At 64.9% G+C, this 18,826-nt stretch carries 16 protein-coding genes; 12 read left to right on the top strand and 4 right to left on the bottom strand.

The features are described 5' to 3' along the window. Positions 1-30 precede the first annotated feature (30 nt). Positions 31-1,083, top strand: coding sequence for a hypothetical protein (locus ACVOLS_RS02115; protein ID WP_481544266.1), 1,053 nt, complete (start codon positions 31-33; stop codon positions 1,081-1,083). 242 nt (positions 1,084-1,325) lie between these two features. On the opposite strand, the gene ACVOLS_RS02110 is transcribed toward ACVOLS_RS02115, so the two are convergent. Further along, positions 1,326-2,807, bottom strand: coding sequence for an AAA family ATPase (locus ACVOLS_RS02110; protein ID WP_481544265.1), 1,482 nt, complete (start codon positions 2,805-2,807; stop codon positions 1,326-1,328). A 134-nt stretch (positions 2,808-2,941) separates the two neighbouring features. Here ACVOLS_RS02110 and ACVOLS_RS02105 point away from each other — a divergent pair, with 134 nt between their 5' ends. The 5 genes from ACVOLS_RS02105 to ACVOLS_RS02085 are packed head-to-tail and all read left to right on the top strand — an operon-like array spanning position 2,942 to position 7,071. Further along, positions 2,942-3,574 (top strand): ParA family protein, encoded by a 633-nt coding sequence (locus tag ACVOLS_RS02105; RefSeq protein WP_481544264.1) that lies wholly within the window; start codon positions 2,942-2,944, stop codon positions 3,572-3,574. Between the two features lie 19 nt (positions 3,575-3,593). Then, entirely contained in the window at positions 3,594-4,070 is a 477-nt protein-coding gene (locus ACVOLS_RS02100) for a SixA phosphatase family protein (RefSeq protein ID WP_481544263.1), read from the top strand. 4 nt (positions 4,071-4,074) lie between these two features. Further along, a complete protein-coding gene (locus tag ACVOLS_RS02095) occupies positions 4,075-4,644 on the top strand; it encodes a YceI family protein (protein ID WP_481544262.1) in 570 nt (189 codons plus the stop codon). Continuing rightward, complete coding sequence (locus ACVOLS_RS02090) at positions 4,641-6,614, top strand: phospholipase D family protein (protein ID WP_481544261.1); 1,974 nt, start codon at positions 4,641-4,643, stop codon at positions 6,612-6,614. Before ACVOLS_RS02095 ends, ACVOLS_RS02090 begins: the two co-directional genes overlap by 4 nt. A 28-nt stretch (positions 6,615-6,642) precedes the next feature. Beyond that, positions 6,643-7,071: a hotdog fold thioesterase gene (locus tag ACVOLS_RS02085; RefSeq protein ID WP_481544260.1), complete on the top strand. Its 429-nt coding sequence runs from the start codon at positions 6,643-6,645 to the stop codon at positions 7,069-7,071. A gap of 215 nt (positions 7,072-7,286) precedes the next feature. Here ACVOLS_RS02085 and ACVOLS_RS02080 read toward each other — a convergent pair whose 3' ends face one another. Next, positions 7,287-9,857 carry an EAL domain-containing protein gene (locus tag ACVOLS_RS02080; protein ID WP_481544259.1) on the bottom strand — a complete coding sequence of 857 codons (2,571 nt, stop codon included), beginning with the start codon at positions 9,855-9,857 and terminating at the stop codon, positions 7,287-7,289. 200 nt (positions 9,858-10,057) lie between these two features. On the opposite strand from ACVOLS_RS02080, the gene ACVOLS_RS02075 reads away from it, so the two are divergent. Genes ACVOLS_RS02075 through ACVOLS_RS02060 form a run of 4 tightly spaced genes read left to right on the top strand, consistent with a single transcriptional unit; the run spans position 10,058 to position 14,647 of the window. Beyond that, positions 10,058-10,849 (top strand): lysophospholipid acyltransferase family protein, encoded by a 792-nt coding sequence (locus ACVOLS_RS02075; RefSeq protein WP_296252745.1) that lies wholly within the window; start codon positions 10,058-10,060, stop codon positions 10,847-10,849. A gap of 57 nt (positions 10,850-10,906) precedes the next feature. Continuing rightward, positions 10,907-11,893: a YheT family hydrolase gene (locus tag ACVOLS_RS02070; RefSeq protein WP_481544315.1), complete on the top strand. Its 987-nt coding sequence runs from the start codon at positions 10,907-10,909 to the stop codon at positions 11,891-11,893. Positions 11,894-11,951: 58 nt separating this feature from the next. Then, entirely contained in the window at positions 11,952-14,021 is a 2,070-nt protein-coding gene (locus tag ACVOLS_RS02065; protein ID WP_481544258.1) for a tetratricopeptide repeat protein, read from the top strand. A gap of 14 nt (positions 14,022-14,035) precedes the next feature. Further along, positions 14,036-14,647: a YbhB/YbcL family Raf kinase inhibitor-like protein gene (locus ACVOLS_RS02060; RefSeq protein WP_481544257.1), complete on the top strand. Its 612-nt coding sequence runs from the start codon at positions 14,036-14,038 to the stop codon at positions 14,645-14,647. 125 nt (positions 14,648-14,772) lie between these two features. On the opposite strand, the gene ACVOLS_RS02055 is transcribed toward ACVOLS_RS02060, so the two are convergent. Both ACVOLS_RS02055 and ACVOLS_RS02050 read right to left on the bottom strand, forming a co-directional pair. Beyond that, positions 14,773-15,597, bottom strand: coding sequence for a DUF4377 domain-containing protein (locus ACVOLS_RS02055; protein WP_481544256.1), 825 nt, complete (start codon positions 15,595-15,597; stop codon positions 14,773-14,775). Between the two features lie 83 nt (positions 15,598-15,680). Further along, complete coding sequence (locus tag ACVOLS_RS02050) at positions 15,681-16,475, bottom strand: undecaprenyl-diphosphate phosphatase (RefSeq protein WP_303748027.1); 795 nt, start codon at positions 16,473-16,475, stop codon at positions 15,681-15,683. Positions 16,476-16,687: 212 nt separating this feature from the next. Here ACVOLS_RS02050 and glnA point away from each other — a divergent pair, with 212 nt between their 5' ends. Both glnA and ACVOLS_RS02040 read left to right on the top strand, forming a co-directional pair. Continuing rightward, positions 16,688-18,097 (top strand): type I glutamate--ammonia ligase, encoded by a 1,410-nt coding sequence (gene glnA, locus ACVOLS_RS02045; RefSeq protein ID WP_282269691.1) that lies wholly within the window; start codon positions 16,688-16,690, stop codon positions 18,095-18,097. Between the two features lie 379 nt (positions 18,098-18,476). Further along, a complete protein-coding gene (locus tag ACVOLS_RS02040) occupies positions 18,477-18,815 on the top strand; it encodes a P-II family nitrogen regulator (protein ID WP_282269689.1) in 339 nt (112 codons plus the stop codon). The last annotated feature ends 11 nt before the right edge of the window (positions 18,816-18,826 follow it).

Below are 18,826 nucleotides of genomic sequence, written 5' to 3'. Positions count from 1 at the left end.
GCTTGGATGCTTCACAACGAGGAGAGCAGGATGCGTAGACCTTGGTTGATGTTCACTGGCTTGGCCTTGATGGCTGCAACGGCTGGCGTGCTTGCGCAACCGCCAAAGGTCGAAGCCACACCCGAGCAGATGCTCGCGCAGATCGAAGCGAGCAACGCAGCAAGGCTGCAGCTTGGGCGGGAGCTCGCCGCAAGCGGCCAGCCGCGCAAGCTGTATGCAGCATGGCTGCTGGCACCGATGAGCCTGGATCTGGCACGTGGGAAAACCAGCTACTCGCCGGAGGCTGACACCTGGTTGATGCGCGCGATACGCACCGGCAGCGAGGACCCAGTGATCGCCGCTGCTGCGATTACCCGCTGCTTACGGGTGGACGAGTGCAATGTGGAGCAGGCACGCGCCACGCTTGTTGCCAAGGGCGCGAATGACGCTGGAAGCCAGCTGCTGTTGATGCGTTTGGCCGAGCAGCGCAAGGATCCGATCGAGGCGGAGCGCGCCTGGCAGCGTGTGGCAAAAGCGTCGCGTTACCGTGATCCTGCAGCGACCTTGATCGGCGTCATGGATGTGGCCACGCGCGACTATCCCTGGCCGCTGACCGATCCTGTACAGGCAGCGGAGTGGCAGCGGCAAAATAATGGCAACTATCTTGAACAGGTCCGTACCGTTGCCTTGTTCAGTATCGCCGCGGTGCACTTTTCGGAGGATTTGAGGCAGGTGATGGAGACCTGCCCAAAATCCGTGTCTGACACGGTCAAGCGGGATCAATGCAGGCATCTGTTCAACGTGATGGCCAGCAGTAGCTCGCTTTTAATCGCCAGCTATGGGGTTTCGCGTATGGCTGACCTGGAACAAGGGCCGGCGCAGGCACCATGGTTGGTGCGCAAGCGCGAGCTGCAATGGATCAGCACCGAAGCGACGGACATCCTGGGTGACGAAACCAGCAAGGCCACCAAGGTAAGCCCTACCGAATACACGCACTGGCTCGCAGAGCTAGGCGAGCTGCCAGCCATGCGCCGTTTGCTTGCGGCCTATGGTGTGCCGGTGGCACCGCCTGTTGATTGGCAGCCTAAGCTGGTGACGCCATGATCAGAGCGGCCTCAAGCCTGTGGCGAGAGTAGGTGCCGCCCGCCGAGGCTACGGTGCTGGTGGTGGGAGCGGCGTAGGCCGCGAAGCTGACTTTGTTGCAATTCTTCGCAGCAGTGCGATTTGATGCGGTGCGTGCTTCGCGGCTTACGCCGCTCCTACAAACTGGGTTTCCGCGCGTAGTTGATGTAGCCAGGCGTACTGCGCTTACCCGGCTACAACAGTGATTGCGTCTTCGAGCGGCCTCAATCCGCAGGCACAGTGCGCTCGCGGGCCCAAACGCGCAGTGATTGCACCTGCTCGGCCATCAGTACCGACAGCGGTCTTGTATTGCGGATCTCGGCCATCAGCAGATCGGTATCCAGCGGCTTCTGCTCGGCGTGGGCGGCATACAGGCCCGCGACCACAGCCTGCTCGATTTCGGCACCAGAGAAACCGTCGCTGGCAGCAGCAAGGGCGGGCAGGGCGAACAGGTCCGGCTGCAGCTGGCGACGCTGCAGGTGCAGGTGCAACAGTTCGACGCGGGTGTCGGGTGAGGGCAGGTCGACGAAGAAGATTTCGTCGAAGCGGCCCTTGCGCAGCAGTTCGGCCGGCAGTTCCTGCACCTGGTTGGCGGTGGCGACGATGAACACCGGTGCCTTGCGCTCGGCCATCCAGGTCAGCAGGTAGCCGAGTACGCGGCGCGACACGCCGCCGTCCTCACCACCGCTGGCCAGCCCCTTCTCGACCTCGTCTATCCACAGCACGCAGGGCGCCAGCTGCTCGGCCGAGGCCAGCGCGTCGCGCAGGTTCTTCTCGGTCTCGCCGTGGTACTTGTTGTAGAGCGTGCCGAAGTCCAGCCGCAGCAGCGGTACGCCGAAGCCAGCGGCGGTGGCCTTGGCCAGCATGGATTTGCCGCAGCCCTGCACGCCGAGCAGCAGCATGCCCTTGGGCGGGTCCAGCCCGGGCGGGGCGTTGCCGGAGACAAACACCGCGCGGCGCTGCTCGATCCAGCGTTTGAGCCGGCGCGCGCCGGCCACGTCGCTGAAGCGGGCCGAGTCGTATTCGTAATGCAGGTGGCCGCTGCGGTTGAGCAGCTCGAACTTGAGCTTGGCCAGCTGCGGCAGGTCATCGGCTTTCAGCGCGCCATCGGCGAAGATCAGCTGGCGGGCGATGCGACGTGCGTCGGTCATGCTCAGCCCGCGCAGGTTGCGCAGGATCTGCTGCACTGCCTCCTGGTCCACCTCGACCCGGCGTCCGCCGTTCTCCTGGGCATAGCTGGCCGCTTCCTCGCGCAGCATCTTCAGCAGCGCGTTGGCATCGGGCAGGCGTGGGTTGAAGCGGGTCGCCAGTGCTTCCAGTTCGGCCGACAGCTCGACCTTGGCGCCGACCAGCACCACTACGTGTGGCTGGCTGTGGCGGCGCTGGATGATGTCGCGCAGCAGCCGCTGGTGGCTGGCGTAACCCAGGTAGGGGTGGAAATCGAGCAACAGGTAGATGCCGCGCTGATCGGCCTCCTGGATCATGCGCAGGGCGGCGCTGGCATCGGGCGGGCCGACCGCCTCGTCCTCGCGGTCCATGTCGATGCGGCGCAGGCCCTCGGTGATCGACCAGCGGTACAGGGAGCGCCACACATGCATCAAGGCTTCGCGGAACAGGCCCACGATGCGGGTCTCGTCCTGCGTTTCGATGACGATCAGCGGCGTGTTGGCGCGGATCAGTGCGGTCAGGTCCTGTAGCTCGCTCATGGTGGTTCCAATGCCGGGGGCGACACGATAACAAAGCCGCAGGCCTCGCCGGGGTGGCGTCCTCACCGGATGACTACCTTTGGTAACGCGGGCCGGTGTACGCTGCGGGCAAGTCCCGCGAACACGAGGCGTGCATGAAGACGATTCTGGTAGCCGGCTCCAAAGGCGGTGTCGGCAAGACCACCATCGCTACCCATCTGGCCGCACACTCGGCCTTGTCCGGCCAGGCAACGGTGATCGCCGATGCCGACCCGCAGGGTTCCAGCACCCGCTGGGCGCAACGCCGCTCCAGTCTGGAGAGCGCGGTGCTGCCGGTGGACGTGCACCGCAAGAAAAACTGGGAAAAGCTCATTCCCGATGGCGCCGAGCAGGTCATCATCGATGCCCCGGCCGGTGCCTATGGCGAGGACCTGGAGCGCTTCATCGACATCGCCGATGCGGTGGTGGTGCCGGTGCTGCCCTCGGCGCTGGACATCGAGGCCATCGTCGGCTTCCTCAACAGCCTGTCCAGGATCAAGCGCATCCATTCGCGCGCGGTGCCGGTAGGGCTGGTGCTCAACCGCACCAAGCCGTGGACGCAGACCTCGCAACAGGCCAGGCAGATGCTGGCCGAATGGCCGTATGAGGTTGTCACGCAACTGCGTGACAGCCAGAGTTATGTGGTGATGGTCGGGCTTGGGCGCAGCCTGTTCGACTATCACTCTGCACAGGTACGCGAGCACCAGCAAGACTGGGAGCCGCTGCTCAAGTGGTTGAACAAGGTCTGATCAGGAGTACTAACCGACCATGCGTGAATTGATCCTGCTGCGACATGCCCATGCCGAACCGGCGGCCGATGGCCAAGCCGATCTCGACCGGCCCCTCTCACCGCATGGCCTGGCCGAGGCCGAGGCGGCCGGCCGTTGGTTACAGGAACACAAGTTGGTACCGGACCGGGTGCTGTGCTCGCCGGCGCGGCGCACCCGCGAGACCCTGGAAGCAGTGCTGGAGCGTACCGGCTACGTCGAACAGCGTCTGGAAGAGCGGATCTACGATGCCGTCCCCGGCACCCTGGCGGCCCTGCTTGACGAACACAAGGAAGTCGAGCGCCTGCTGGTGGTCGGCCACAACCCGGGGCTGGAGCAGCTGGTGGCGTTGATGCACAGCGGCCAGTCCGGCGATTACCGTGGCATGCCACCGGCATCGGTGGCGGTGCTGTCACTGCCGATGGAGGCGGCGATAGAGCCTGGCATTGCCCGGCTGACTGAATTCTGGTGGCCCTGAGCCCATGGCGGTGGCGCGGTATTGGCTGCTGCTGATTCTGTTGATGCTCGCTGGCTCGGCCCTTGCGGCCGAGCCATTGCATTTCGACACGGCGCACTCCCGGTTTGGTTTTGAAATACGTACCCGCTTCGGGCAGAAGGTGGAGGGTGTCTTTCCGCGCTTCGAGGGCTGGATCACGGTGCTGCCCGATGGCCGCCACCAGGTGCGGCTGCGCATGTACAGCGAATATGTGGAGATCCCTGACAAGCCCCGCTATACCGGCTGGATGCGTGGCGAGGACTTCTTTGATGCGGCGCGCTACCCGGTGGTGGAATTCGATTCCGATCCCTATGACCCGAGGTTGACCGAAACCGGCGGCGACGTGCAGGGGCGCTTGTCGATCCGTGGCATCAGCCGGCCCGAAGTGATGCGCTTGGCAAAGCCTGAATGCGCGCGGCCCGGCTATGATTGCGACCTCGTCAGCCGCGGTACCATCCTGCGCGGCCGATATGGCATGGATAGCTGGCAGATGGCCCTGAGTGATCGAGTGATATTCGTACTGCGTACACGCCTGGTTGGCGCCCCCAAAAAGTGAAAGCTGTCCTTCGTATCCTGCCGGTGCTGGCGCTGCTGCTGGCCAGCGGTTGTGCTTCGCTGTCCAATCAGCAGCGTGAGCGTGCCGAAGGCATTGCCGTGGCCGCGCGTTCCACCGTGGTGGACTGCGACCAGCCCGACCGCTGTGCGCTGGATTCGCCCCTGCGTGCGCTCGGCGGCAAAGCCATTGCCGAATCGACGGTGGAGGCACCCCGGCACTACGCCACCATCCTCGATGAGGGCGAACTGTCGCTGATAGCGCGGCTGAACCTGATCCGCAGCGCCACCCGCAGCGTGGACCTGCAGACCTATATCTTCGACACCGACGACAGTGCGCGGCTGGTGATCGACGAACTGCTGGCCGCTGCCCGCCGTGGGGTCAAGGTACGGGTACTGATCGACCAGCTTTCGGCGATCTCCGATCTGCAGATGCTCGGGGCCTTGTCCGGTGCACATGCCAACTTCGAGCTGCGCGTCTACAACCCGGCGTTCGGCAAGGCCAAGCTCAATTACTTCGACTATGCCGGCAGCGTGCTGTGCTGCTTCCGCCGCTTCAACCAGCGCATGCACAACAAGCTGCTGGTGATCGACGATGTGATCGGCGTGGTCGGTGGCCGCAACTACCAGGACGACTATTACGACTGGGACAGCGAGTACAACTTCCGCGACCGCGACGTGGTGGTGGCCGGGCCGGAGGCGCGCGAGATGGCGGCCAACTTCCAGGCCTTCTGGGTGGCGCGTCGCAGTGTCCCGGCCGAACGCCTGAACGACGTCGGCAAGACCTTGTTGAACGAGGGCGTGCCGGCCTTGCCGGAGGCCACGTTCCGGCGCCCGGAACGGATTGCGCGGGTGAATGCCGAGGCATCGGACCCGGAGTTCATCGAACAGGCGTTTGTTGATACGGCGCTGCCGGTGAGTGCGGTCAGCTATGTCGCCGACCTGCCGCGCAAGCACCGCCGCGAGCGTGAGGCCCAGCCGCTCAATGGTCAGCATGTGACTGAGCCGCAACTGGATGCGCTGATTGCCCAGGCGCAGAGCGAGGTGCTGTTGCAGACGCCGTATCTGGTGCTGTCCAAGCCTGCGCAGGCGCTGTTCAAGAACCTGCGCAAGCGCGAAGCGCCGCCGCGGGTCGTGGTGTCGACCAACAGCCTGGCGGCCACCGACAACCCCATCGTCTATGCGCTGTCCTACAAGTACAAACGTCGCAACATGCGTGAGCTGGGCTTCAACATCTACGAATACAAGCCGTTTCCGCTGGACGCGCCGATCGACTATGCGCAGTTGTTGCCGGCGCCGCTGGACGGCGAGCCGCCAGCACCAGCACGCAGTCGGGTGATCGGCGGCAGCGCGGCTGGCAGCAATGTGCGCGGCAGCGGTTCCGGGCGCCGACTCAGCGCCGACGGCAGCGAGGTCGAGCGTGAGGTGCTGCGTACCGAAACCCGGCCGTCGTTCCTGGGCACGCGTGCGGTCAACCGGCCACTGCCGGTGACCCGCCGCGGCGCGCGCATGGGCCTGCACGCCAAGTCGCTGGTGGTGGACCGCCGCGTCGGTGTGATCGGCACCCACAACTTCGATCCGCGCAGCGAGAACTACAACACCGAAGGCGCGGTGATCATCGAAGATCCGGCCTTCGCCGAGCAGCTGGCGCAGAGCATCCTGCGCGACGTACACCCGGACAACTCCTGGGTGGTGGCGCCGCGCGAAAAGCCGCCGGTGCTGTCCGGCCTGAACTACAGCATCGGCAAGGCGTCGGAAGCATTGCCGATCCTGGATTTCTGGCCTTGGCGCTATGCCACCGACTACGCCTTCAAGCCGGGCCCGGACTGCCCGCAGCCGCTGACCCGGCAGGACCCGCGTTTTCACAGCTGCTACACCGCGGTGGGCGACTTCCCGGAAGTGAATGTCGGCCCCAAGTGGGTGCTGGTGCGCATGCTGACCGCGTTCGGCGCGGGGCTGGTCCCCATTCTCTGAGCCTTCCATTCCCCAACAGGTAGCTGCAATGAGCCAAGTATTCCGCGCGCCGGTTGACCTGACGCTGGTCAACGAGTTGAGCCGCAACACGCTGATCGATCACCTGGGCATCGTCTTCACCGCCGCCGGCGAGGACTGGCTGCAGGCAACGATGCCGGTGGATGCGCGCACCAAGCAGCCTTACGGCCTGCTGCATGGCGGTGCCTCGGTAGTGCTGGCCGAGACCCTTGGCAGCAGCGCCGGCAATCTCTGCGTGGACCCGGCCCAGCAGGTGTGTGTCGGCCTGGAGATCAATGCCAACCACCTGCGTGCGGCGCGCAGTGGGGTGGTTACCGGCACTGCACGCGCGCTGCATGTGGGGCGCACCACCCAGGTGTGGGAGATCCGCATCGAGGATGAGGCCGGCAAGCCGGTATGTATTTCGCGGCTGACCTTGGCGGTTGTGGCGGTTGGGTGAGTGGTTGGTGGTTGGGCTAAAAGCTTAAATCTAGGAGCTCAAAAGCACCCCTCCCCAACCCTCCCCTTCGCTGCGCGAAAGGGAGGGGGTAAAGCTGCGCCCCCTCCCTTTGCCGCAGGCAAGGGGGGGGCTGGGGAGGGGAAGCTCTTGCTCCGCTGCCACATGCGCTGCTGGGAAAGCCTCTGCCGAGCATGGCTCGGCACTACAGTGCTTGTCTAAACCAGCACCGCCACCGGCAGGTGCTCGCGTACCCAATCGGCCAAGGCTGGCGCCGGCAAGGCCGGGGTGAAATGAAAACCCTGCGCGACCTCGTAACCCTGCGCGCCCAGCAGCTTCAGTTGCTCCAGGCTCTCGACGCCTTCTGCCACCACCTTCAACTGCAGGCTCTGGCCGATATGGGCGATGGCCTGGGTCAGTGCGCTGGCAACCTTGTCGCCTTCAATACCGCGCACGAAACTACGGTCCAGTTTGAGTTCGCTGATCGGCAGCTGGCGCAGGTAACTGAGGCTGGAATAGCCGGTGCCGAAGTCGTCCATCGACAGCCGCACGCCAAGTGCATGCACTTGCCGCAGCGTCTGCAGGGTGATCGGGTCACCATCAAGCAGTACGTCCTCGGTGATCTCCAGGATCAGATCGCTGGCACGCAGTGATTCCTGCTGCAGGATCTGGCTGATGCAGTCCGGCAGCGCCGCGCTATGGAAATTGGTCGGTGACAGGTTCACCGACACTGACGGCACGTCCAGGCCATCCCGACGCCAGCGGCCCAGTTGCCGGCAGGCCTCGCGCAATGCCCATTGGCCGAGGTCGCCGATCAGCCCAGCCTCTTCGGCCAAGGGAATGAAGCGTATCGGTGGCACGCTGCCAAGGCGCGGATGCTGCCAGCGCGCCAGCGCCTCGACGCTGTGCAGGCGACCGCTGTGGATTTCGATCTGCGGCTGGTAGTGCAGCTGCAGTTGGCCTTGCTCAAGCGCTTCGCGCAAGGCCGCTTCCAGCGCCATGCGCTCCTGCGCGCACTCGTCCATCTCGCTGCTGTAGAAGCGTACGCGGTTGCGGCCGTTGTGCTTGGCCTGGTACATGGCGACGTCGGCATGGTGCAGCAGCGAATCCATGTTGTTGCCGTCATGCGGAAAGATGCTGATGCCGATACTGGCCGAGGGCCTGATTTCCAGATCACCCAATGCCAACGGCAGGCCCAGCGTGCGCAGGATACGCTCGCTGCGCTCACTGGCCGTGGGTATGTCGCAGCGGTTGAGGATCACCACGAACTCGTCGCCGGAGAGCCGGCCGACGATGTCCATCGGCCCGGTCTCTTCCTGCAGGCGGCGTGCCACCGTCCGCAGCAGTTCGTCGCCGCCGGGGTGGCCAAAGGAGTCGTTGATCTGCTTGAAGCGATCCAGATCGATGAACATCACCGCCATTGTCTGCCCGTGGTGGTTGGCGGCGGTGATGGCCTGGTCGGCCTGTGCGTGCAGCAGGCTGCGGTTGGGCAGGCCGGTGAGGTCGTCGTAGAACGCCAACCGGCGGATCCGGTTGCGGGCTTCCTCGCGCTCCAGTGCCAGCGCGCACAGGTGCACGATCACCTCGACCAGACGATGGTGGAAGCTGTCCGGGTCGTAGGGTTGCCGGTAGTAGAAGGCGAAGGTGCCAAGCACGCGGCCATCGTTGGCCTTGATCGGGGTGGACCAGCAGGCAGCCAAGCCGTGTTGCAGGGCCAGGTGGCTGATGCCTTCCCAGTTGGGGTCGGTGGCGATGTCGCGGCTGACCACGGTCTGGCCGCTGTGGGCGGCGGTGCCGCAGGCGCCGGTTTTCGGCCCCACCGGGACGCCATCCACCAGCCGGGTATAGGCCTCGGGCAGGCTGGGCGCAGCCAGGTGGCGCAGCCGTCCGTCTTCGACCCGCAGCACCGAGCACAGCACCTGCGGGGCGATCTTCTCCACCTCCAGGCACATCATCTGCATCACCTCGGCGGTGGGTACCTCGCGCACCATCGCATCGAGCATCTTGTGCTGCAGGACTTCGTGCACCTTGGTGCGGGTGATGTCCATCAGCACGATGACCAGGTTCACCAGGGTGCCGTAGTCATCGAAGATGGGATTGGTGCTGACCGAGCACCACAGGGGGTGTCCGTTCTTGCGATAAAGCCGCTCGTCGGCGCGGATTGGCTGCCCTGCCAGCAATCGCGCGGTATAGGCATTCAACTGCTCCGGCGAAAAGCTGTCCGGTGCCAACAGTGCCGGCACGTACTGTCCCATCGCCTCGGCATCAAGGAAGCCGAACAGGCGCCGGAAGCCCTTGTTCAGATGCACGATGCGGCCTTCGGCATCGGTGATCAGCACCGCGCTCTGGGTTTCATCGAAGCCCAGCGAAAGCAGGCGCTCGCGCGCCTGTGCCTGGCGGCGCGCAGTGACGTCGCTGACCAGCACCATGCGGATGTTGCGCTCGCCGTCGGCAATCTGCGACAGGCTGACGCTGATCCAGCAGGTGCTCTGGTCCCTGCGGATCATCTGGATGTCATGCGGATCGGCGGCCAGCTCTTCCACACGGTTGCTGGTACCCGGGTACAGGCGGGTGTTGTAGCGCTCGCGCATGCTGGCCGGGGCCAGCGTGCCAAGGTTCTTGCCCTGCAGTTCAGCGCGTGACCAGCCGGAAATGGCTTCCATGGCATGGTTGACGTACAGAATGGTGTTGGCGTCGTCGAACAGGATCACGCCATTGCCGATCTGCTCCAATGCCGCCGAGAACAAATGCAGCATGTCTTCTGTCGATGACAGCAGCTGCCGGTCCATCATGCCGTCCCCCTGAACGATAGTGTTGTTGTACACACTTCATGCCGGGAATGTTGCCGGCGTACCCTCAAAATCCGGGCCGACCGGTACTTCCTGTCGATAGTGTGGCACGGCGCACCCTTTGGCAGCGTCTATGGGAAAGCCAATGGGCAAGCTCCTCGTGCTGGCGGAAGCCGGACCGCATCCGGTATCGTGCGCGGATGACTTCCCCCCGTCCCGCCCGCCAAGGCGGTGTGGCCCGCGTGTTCCGCTACTTGTACCGCGCCCCGCTGCTACTGGTTCACATTGTCCTGTTCCTGCCGCTGATCCTGCTGCTGATGACGCAGCCGTTGGGGCGTATCGGCCCCGCCAGCAACCCGCTGGAAGAGCGGGTGGTGCGCTGGTGGTCGGGTGGCCTGATGTGGATCTTCGGTTTCCGCCTGCAGCGGGTCGGCCAACCCCTGCCCGGTGCGGTGCTGTTCGTCGCCAACCATGTGGGCTGGGTCGATATCTGTGTGATCCACAGCCAGAAGATGGTTGGCTTTGTTGCCAAGCGCGAGATTGCCAGCTGGCCGGTGGTTGGCTGGGTTGCCAGCCGTGGCCACACCATCTTCCACCAGCGCGGCAACACCGAGTCGCTGGGCGGGGTGATGGAGGAGATGGTCAAGCGGCTGCAGGAACAGCGACCGGTGGCGGTGTTCCCGGAAGGGCGCACCCGCGGTGGCCGTGAAGTCGGCCCGTTCCACGCACGTATCTTCCAGGCAGCCGTCGAGGCGGGGGTGCCGGTGCAGCCGATCGCACTGCGTTACGGCGTGCGCGGCGACGCGCAGACCACGGTGGCATTCGGGCCGGGCGAGAGCTTCGCCGGCAACTTCCTGCGCCTGCTGGGTGAGCCGGCGCGGCGCGGTGAGGTGCATTTCCTCGAGCCCATCGCCATCCAGGATCTGGAAGGCCGCCGGCGTATCGCCGAGACCTCGCGCGCGCGCATCGTGGCGGTGATGGAAGGGCCGTAAGGTGCAGATCACGGCCAACGCTGTGTTGGGCAGTCAACGCCAACCGGGTCGGTCATGCTGAGCGCCTGCAACTACCAGCCGCCGCGCTGGCTGCGCAACCCGCACCTGCAGTCGATGCTTGCATCGAGCCGGCTGCGCCTGCGACGTGGGCAACAGCTGTTGGCCGCCAGCGGGGCGCAGACCCAGGAGCTGATCCTGGATGGCGGTGAAGGCGTGCGCCTGCAGGCCTGGCACAGTCGTCCGCAGGGTGCTCCACCCAAGGCGCTGGCGTTGTTGCTGCATGGCTGGGAAGGCAGCGCGGAATCCAGCTACATGCGCATGACCACTGCACGCCTGCTGGAGCAGGGCTTTGATGTGGTGCGGCTGAACTTCCGCGATCACGGCAATACCCATCACCTCAATCCGGGCATCTTCCACTCCTGCCGCATCGGCGAAGTGGTCAACGCAGCCGCGGATGTCGCGCAGCGCTTTGCCGGCCTGCCAATGGTGGCCGCGGGCTATTCGCTCGGCGGCAACTTCGTGCTGCGGCTGGCCCTGCACGCGCCCGCCGCCGGTGTGCCGCTGCTACACGTGGCGTCGGTGTGCCCGGTGCTCGATCCGGGCATCACCATGGACAGCATCGAGCGCGGGCCGGTGATGTACGACTGGTATTTCCGCCGCAAATGGACTGGTTCACTGCGCCGCAAGCGCGCGCTGTTCCCCGAACTTGCCGACTGCGACGACAGCGTGTTGAAACTGGATATCCGCGCACTCACAGGTTGGCTGGTCGATCGCCATACCGATTTCGGCTCGCTGCAGGAGTACTTCGACGGTTACTCCATCGCCGGCAACAAGCTGACCGCGTTGCAGGTGCCGGCCCACATCCTGATGGCGGCCGATGACCCGGTGATCCCCTTCACCACCTTCGACCACTGGCAGCTGCCGACCGATGCCCATCTGGAGATCGCGCGCTGGGGTGGCCACTGCGGTTTCATCGAGAACCTGCGTGGTGATGGTTTCTCCGAGCGCTGGGTGGCGCAGCACCTGGCCGCCGCCGTCGGCTGAACCCGGCGCGCGCGTCTGCGCCCGCTACAATGCGGGTTTGCGCTAACGCTGGACCGCCATGCAAGACAAGATCATTGAAGCCCTGCGCCGTAATGCCACCGACGAGGCCGTGACCCTGGCCCAGGCATGGGTTGGCGCCGAACCACAGCACGCCGCCGCCCACCGCTGGCTGGCACTGGCACTGCAACAGCAAGGCCAGCTGGAGCAGGCCCAAGGCAGCCTGGAAACAGCCTTGGGCCTGGCCCCGGATGATGCGGCCCTGCACCTGCAGCACGCCGGCCTGCTGCTGGCGCGGCGCCAGATCGACGCCGCCGGGCAGGCGCTGGATCGCAGCACCTCGCTCAACCCCAACGAATTCTCCGCTTACCTGATGCAGGCGCATCTGGCGCTGGCCCGTGACGATATCGACGAGGCTGACCGCCTGGGCCGCATGGCCGCGCGTGTTGATCCGGACAGCGCCGAGCTGGGCGCGATCGAAGGCATGGTCGCGCTGCGTCGCGGTGACGCCGATCGCGCGCTGGCCATCCTGTCGGCCGCCAGCGCAAGGCTGCCGGAGGATGTCCGCGTGCTGTATGCACTGGGCTTCGCCTATCTGGAAAAGGACATGTTGGCCTTCGCCGAACAGGCGTTCCGCCGCGTGGTCGAATTGAACCCCAGCAACAACGCGTTGCGCGGCATGGTGGTGCAGCTGGCCTTGCGTCAGGGCCACGCCGACCGCGCCGCGGAGATGATGCGCGAGGTGCTGGCCACGGCGGAGGGGGATACCCCGGGCCTGCGTCGCATGGCCGGTGAACTGGAATTGGTGTCCGGCCAACCGCTGCAGGCGCTGGAGCATCTGCGCCCGTTGCTGCAGCAGGTGCCCGGTGACCGTGCCACCCTGCAGATGCTGTTGATGGCCTGGCAGCGCCTGGGCCGCGACGAAGAAGCCCGCAATGAGCTGGATGCCGCGGTGCAGGCGAACCCGCAGTTCCACGATCTGTGGATGGCGCGCCTGGCGGTTGCCCAGGTCGGCAGCGAAGAAGCGGTCGACGTGGTCGAGCGCTGGTTGGCACAGATGCCCGAGCATCTGCCGGCGCTGGAAGCGCGGATGAGCCTGCATGACATGAACGATCAGGCCGAAGAGGCCGAAGCAATCGCCCAGCACATCGTTGCACTGGAACCGGGCCGGGTCAGCGGCGAGCAGCGCATTGTCGAAGCATTGCTGCAGCGCGAGCCGAGCGCTGCTATCGCGCATGTTCAGCGGCTGGTGGACAACGCACCCGAGCAGGCGCGCGCAGCGGTGCGCACCTGGCTGGGCGCCACCCAGGACCGTGCCGGCGACCGCGCAGGTGCGTTGGCAACCTGGTTGCATGTGCACGCGGAACTGGCACCTACCCGCCTGCCGCTGCCGCAACAGGCGCGCGCACCGGCCGAATGGCCGGCGCTGGGCACAGTGGCGGACGACAACCCGGTGCGGCCGATGTTCCTGTGGGGCGCGCCTGGTTCGGGCGTGGAGCGTGTGGCCACGGTGATGGCGGCCGGCAGCCGCGTGCTGCGCGGCGATCGTTTCGGACCGACCCCGCCCGATGATGCTTTCCAGAACTTCCTGACGCTGCAGCGTCTGGCCACCGACGCGCTCAGCCCGGAACAGCTGGTGCAACAGTGGCGCGAAGCGCTGCCTGCACGCGGCATTGAAGACGGCAACGTGATCGACTGGCTGCTGTGGTGGGACAACGCATTGTTGTGGGCGCTGCGCCCACAACTGCCGGAGGGCCGCCTGGTCATTGCCCTGCGTGATCCGCGCGACATGCTGGTCGAGTGGCTGGCGCTTGGCGCGCCGGCGCCGTTGGCGCTGACTTCCTCCAGCGAGGCTGCGCAGTGGCTGGCACGCGCGCTGGCGCAGGTCGCGCTGCTGCATGAGCAGGATCTGTACACGCACATGATCATCCGCACCGACGACGCGGTGAACGACCCGGCGGCGATGGGTGCATTGTTGGAGCAGGCCTTCGGCCTGCGTTTCCCGGCCGTGCGCAGCCTTGGCCCGGGTACGGTTCCAGCCGGCCACTGGCGCAACTACGCGCAGGTGCTGGCATCTGAGTTTGCGGTGCTGACCCCGGTCGCAGTGCGTCTGGGTTACCCCGAAGCCTGATCAAGGAGCAAATGATGAAACTGGACAGTCAGAGTTTTCAGAACGGGCAGCCGATTGCGGCTGAGTTTGCCGCAGGCGATGCCAACGGCTTTGCTGGCAACCGCAACCCACAGCTGGGTTGGAGCGATGTGCCGGCAGGCACTCGCTCGTTCGCGCTGATCTGCGTGGACCCGGACGTGCCGACCGTGGCCGAGCTGGTCGGTCGTGATGACGTCAGCATTCCGCTGGATCAGCCGCGGGCCGACTTCGTGCATTGGGTGATGGTGGATGTTCCCGCGGACCTGCGCGAAATCGCTGCCGGCAGCTGCAGTGATGGCTTCACCGCGCACGGCAAGGCGCAGCCGGCCGGTCCGGGCGGTGCACGCCAGGGCATCAACGACTACACCGGCTGGTTTGCCGGCAACGCGCAGATGCGCGGCACGTACCTGGGTTACGACGGCCCGTATCCGCCGTTCAACGACGAGCGCCTGCACCGCTATTTCTTCCGCCTGTTCGCGCTGGATGTGGAGCGTCTGCCGGTCGACGGTGCATTCACCGCCGCCGATGTGTACCGCGCCATGCAAGGCCATGTGTTGGCCGAAGCATCGGTGCATGGCACGTATACGTTGAACAAAGCGCTGGCCTAACCAGGTAGTGCCGAGCCATGCTCGGCAGAGGCTTTCCCGGTAATGCCCCAGCCGAACATGGTTCGGCTCTACAAAACAGCAAGGGCGCCTCGCGGCGCCCTTGCTGTTTGTTCAACGCTGATGGCTTATTTCGCCATTTCCGACATCACCACCATGTCCAGCACATAGGCCTGCGACGGTGCATCTGCCGGCGGGTTCTTGATCTGGTAGCGCTTCAGGCGCAGCACGTTGCGCACACCCGGCTCGTGGGTATAACCCTCGATGTTGCCGTAGAAGTTGGTGAACTCACCGCGCTTGCCCTGCTCCAGGCCCTGCTCGTTGTACTTCACCTCTCGCACCTGCAGGCAGGTGGCGTCCTTCATCAACGGGTGCGGGCAGGGCTTGGTCTGCGGCTCCACTTCCATGAACACCGTTTCGCCCGGGCCGCCATAGCGGGTTTCGGCGGTCGGCTCGGCGCGGAAGCTGAGCACGTCGCCGGACGCGGTGACCAGGGTCAGTGCCGAGGCATCCAGTGCACGCACGGTCAGCTTGCCCTGCAGGCGTTCGCTGATCAGGCCATCAACCGCCATCAGCGGGCCCTGGCAGGCCTTGTTGGTGGACATCAGGTTACCGACGGTCAGTGCACCGGCTTCCAGCGTGTAACCGCCGCCGATGTTGTTGCAGGCGTTGCTGACTGACAGGCGGTTGTCCTTGAAGTCCAGGGTCAGCGGCTTGTCGGCCTGCACGAACAGGCCGTCGATACGCTTGCCGCTGGCGTCCACGGCGTTGTCCAGCAGCCAATGGTTGGCGCCGAGCTGGCTGGCGTCGATGTTCGCCGCTGCTGCGGCAGGCGCGGCGGCGGCTGCAGTGGCTGCAGGAGCGGCCGTATCGGTGGCGTCCTTGGCGGCCGGCGGGTTGCTGCAGGCGGTCATCAGGGCGAACGGCAGGGCCAACAGGAGGATGCGCTTCATTTGGAACTCCTTGGGAGCGTGGAAAGATTCAGGGCGATAAACGGGCCGGCGTGGGCGCCGGGGTCAACTCCGCAGTGACGCATTCAGTTTCCAGCAGGCAAAAACAACAGCAGGCCGATGCCCAAGGCGATCCGATACAGGGCGAAGCCGCTGAAGGAATGACGCTTGATATAGCTCAACAGCCATTTGACCACAATGAAACCGGTGACCACGGCGGCGGCGAAGGCCACGCCGACGTCGGTCCAGTTCTCGCTGCCGAGCTTGCCGTCCTTGGCCAGTTCCAGGAAGGCATAACCGCTGGCGGCGAACATCGTGGGGATGCCGACCAGGAAGACGAACTCGGTGGCCGCCGAGCGCCGGCTCAGGCCCAGCAACATGGCCAGGAAGATGGCCGCAGCCGAACGCGAGGTGCCGGGGAACACGCCGGCCACTACCTGCGCCAGGCCAACGGCGATGGCTACTTTCCAGGTCACCGTCTCGCTGTCGGGCATGCGTGCGGCAAAGCGCTCTGCGATCAGCATCCAGACGCCGCCGATGACCAACGCCCATGCCACCGGGGTAACGGTTTCAGGCAGTTCCCAGCCGGCAAGGCGGACCGGCAGGCCGACCAGGGCGGTGACCAGGAAGGCCACGCCCAGCTTCATCACGTAGTCGCGGTTTTCGTGCTGGTTCAGGCCGGTGGCCAGCGACCACAGCCGCTGCCGGAACACCAGGGTGATGGCGATGATGGCGCCGGCCTGGATGATGATGTTGAAGAAATCCGAGCGTTCACCCAGCCAATGCTGGGCGATCAGCAGGTGGCCGGTGCTGGAGATCGGGAGGAATTCGGTGAGGCCTTCGAGGATGCCAAGGAGCAGGGCGGAGAGCAGGTCGGACATGGAAGCGGATTGAGAGGAGTCGGGCACAGCATAGTCCATTGTGCTTTTCGCACCCGAACGGTGCATGACGCACTAATCGCACCAATGTGGTGCGGCCATAAAGGTGCAAGTGCAACCATTGGTTATTGAAAACAAATACTTACACCGTTTTCAAAGTTGGCACGGCGTTTGCTTTAATACACACATTCTTCATCCATCCGAGGTTTCACCCGATGTCCCTGGAAAACGTTGAGAAGCTGATCAAGGACAACCAGATCGAGTTCATCGACCTGCGTTTCGTCGACATGCGTGGCATCGAGCAGCACGTGACCTTCCCGGCATCGATCATCGAGCCGTCGCTGTTTGAAGAAGGCAAGATGTTCGACGGCAGCTCGATCGCCGGTTGGAAGGGCATCGCCGAGTCGGACATGGTGCTGATGCCGGACCCGGCCAGCGCCTACGTTGACCCGTTCTACGCCGACCCGACCCTGGTGCTGACCTGTGACGTGCTCGACCCGGCCACCATGCAGGGCTACGGCCGCTGCCCGCGCGGCATCGCCAAGCGCGCCGAGTCGTACCTGAAGTCCTCGGGCATCGCCGACCTGGCCTTCTTCGGCCCGGAACCGGAATTCTTCATCTTCGATTCGGTCCAGTTCGCCAACGACATGGGCCACACCTTCTTCAAGATCAACTCCGAGGAAGGCTCCTGGAACACCGGCAAGAGCTATGACGGCACCAACACCGGCTACCGTCCGGCGGTGAAGGGTGGTTACTTCCCGGTGCCGCCGACCGATTCGCTGCACGATATCCGCGCCGAGATGTGCAAGGTGCTGGAAAAGGTCGGCATCGAAGTCGAAGTGCACCACCACGAAGTGGCCAATGCCGGCCAGTGCGAGATCGGTGCCAAGTTCAACACCTTGGTGACCAAGGCCGACGAACTGCAGCGCATGAAGCACGTCATCAAGAACGTTGCCCACCGCAACGGCAAGACCGTCACCTTCATGCCCAAGCCGCTGGTCGGCGACAACGGCAGCGGCATGCACGTGCACCAGTCGCTGGCCAAGGGCGGCGCCAACCTGTTCTCCGGTGACGGCTACGGCGGCCTGAGCCAGATGGCGCTGTGGTACATCGGCGGCATCTTCAAGCACGCCCGTGCCATCAATGCCTTCGCCAACTCCGGCACCAACAGCTACAAGCGCCTGGTCCCGGGCTTCGAGGCACCGGTGATGCTGGCCTACTCGGCGCGCAACCGTTCGGCGTCGTGCCGCATTCCGTGGGTGTCCAACCCGAAGGCACGCCGCATCGAAATGCGCTTCCCGGATCCGATCCAGTCCGGCTACCTGACCTTCACCGCGCTGATGATGGCCGGCCTGGACGGCATCAAGAACCAGATCGACCCGGGCGCACCGAGCGACAAGGATCTGTACGACCTGCCGCCGGAAGAAGAGAAGCTGATCCCGCAGGTCTGTTCCTCGCTGGACCAGGCACTGGAAGCGCTGGACAAGGACCGCGAGTTCCTCAAGGCCGGCGGCGTGATGAGCGACGATTTCATCGACGCCTACATCGCGTTGAAGATGAAGGAAGTCACCGCGTTCCGCGCAGCGACCCACCCGCTCGAATACCAGCTGTACTACGCAAGCTGAGTCGACAAGCTGATGTAACGGCGGCCACCGCACTGCGCTGGCCGCCGGCAACACCAGGTGTAGTTTCTAGCTGTTTTTAGGCGGCGGTGGCGTGGACCCTCCCCCTCCCATCCGCGTTCATCGCCGCCGCCTTTGTTGCTGGGGAGCACACAGGCAAAGCAACAGCCAGCAACACACCTGCAGGGGCAAGAGAATCCGAGCGCGCGGCATGGGCCACTCCTCCCTCCCGCGTGGTTGCGGTCGCCGGCAGCAATGCCGGCGGCAACAGCCAGGCCCATGATGCGTTCGGCGCAACAGCCAGCGGCCACACATCGGCCGGTGGAAGACACGATGCCGGCCCGCAGCCGCAGGCCGGTCTCCTCCACATCGGGACATGCGCATGAAATTAATCTCCGCGATCATCCGTCCATTCAAGCTCGACGAAGTGCGTGAAGCCTTGGGCGCCACTGGCGTTTCCGGCATCACCGTCACCGAGGTCAAGGGCTTTGGACGGCAGAAAGGCCACACCGAGCTGTACCGTGGCGCCGAATACGTCGTCGATTTCCTCCCCAAGATCCGCATTGAAACCGCCGTCACCGACGACAACGTCGAGGCGGTGATCGAAGCCCTGCAGGGCGCAGCTGGCACCGGCAAGATCGGTGACGGCAAGATCTTCGTTACCGCGCTTGAACAAGTGGTGCGTATCCGCACCGGCGAAACAGGCGCCGACGCGCTTTAAGAACCCGCTAC

The organism is Stenotrophomonas sp. STEN038 (assembly GCF_056759895.1).
Note: the sequence above shows the minus strand (reverse complement) of the source record. Positions and strands in the feature narration are given on the sequence as shown.

Excerpts from the sequence above, each read along its gene's own strand:
- ACVOLS_RS02110 (WP_481544265.1), bottom strand. The coding sequence starts at position 2,807 with ATGAGCGAGCTACAGGACCTGACCGCACTGATCCGCGCCAACACGCCG.
- ACVOLS_RS02075 (WP_296252745.1), top strand. The coding sequence starts at position 10,058 with ATGACTTCCCCCCGTCCCGCCCGCCAAGGCGGTGTGGCCCGCGTGTTC.
- ACVOLS_RS02050 (WP_303748027.1), bottom strand. The coding sequence starts at position 16,475 with ATGTCCGACCTGCTCTCCGCCCTGCTCCTTGGCATCCTCGAAGGCCTC.
- ACVOLS_RS02100 (WP_481544263.1), top strand. The coding sequence starts at position 3,594 with ATGCGTGAATTGATCCTGCTGCGACATGCCCATGCCGAACCGGCGGCC.
- glnA (WP_282269691.1), top strand. The coding sequence starts at position 16,688 with ATGTCCCTGGAAAACGTTGAGAAGCTGATCAAGGACAACCAGATCGAG.
- ACVOLS_RS02095 (WP_481544262.1), top strand. The coding sequence starts at position 4,075 with ATGGCGGTGGCGCGGTATTGGCTGCTGCTGATTCTGTTGATGCTCGCT.
- ACVOLS_RS02085 (WP_481544260.1), top strand. The coding sequence starts at position 6,643 with ATGAGCCAAGTATTCCGCGCGCCGGTTGACCTGACGCTGGTCAACGAG.
- ACVOLS_RS02080 (WP_481544259.1), bottom strand. The coding sequence starts at position 9,857 with ATGGACCGGCAGCTGCTGTCATCGACAGAAGACATGCTGCATTTGTTC.
- ACVOLS_RS02115 (WP_481544266.1), top strand. The coding sequence starts at position 31 with ATGCGTAGACCTTGGTTGATGTTCACTGGCTTGGCCTTGATGGCTGCA.
- ACVOLS_RS02105 (WP_481544264.1), top strand. The coding sequence starts at position 2,942 with ATGAAGACGATTCTGGTAGCCGGCTCCAAAGGCGGTGTCGGCAAGACC.
- ACVOLS_RS02060 (WP_481544257.1), top strand. The coding sequence starts at position 14,036 with ATGAAACTGGACAGTCAGAGTTTTCAGAACGGGCAGCCGATTGCGGCT.
- ACVOLS_RS02040 (WP_282269689.1), top strand. The coding sequence starts at position 18,477 with ATGAAATTAATCTCCGCGATCATCCGTCCATTCAAGCTCGACGAAGTG.
- ACVOLS_RS02055 (WP_481544256.1), bottom strand. The coding sequence starts at position 15,597 with ATGAAGCGCATCCTCCTGTTGGCCCTGCCGTTCGCCCTGATGACCGCC.
- ACVOLS_RS02065 (WP_481544258.1), top strand. The coding sequence starts at position 11,952 with ATGCAAGACAAGATCATTGAAGCCCTGCGCCGTAATGCCACCGACGAG.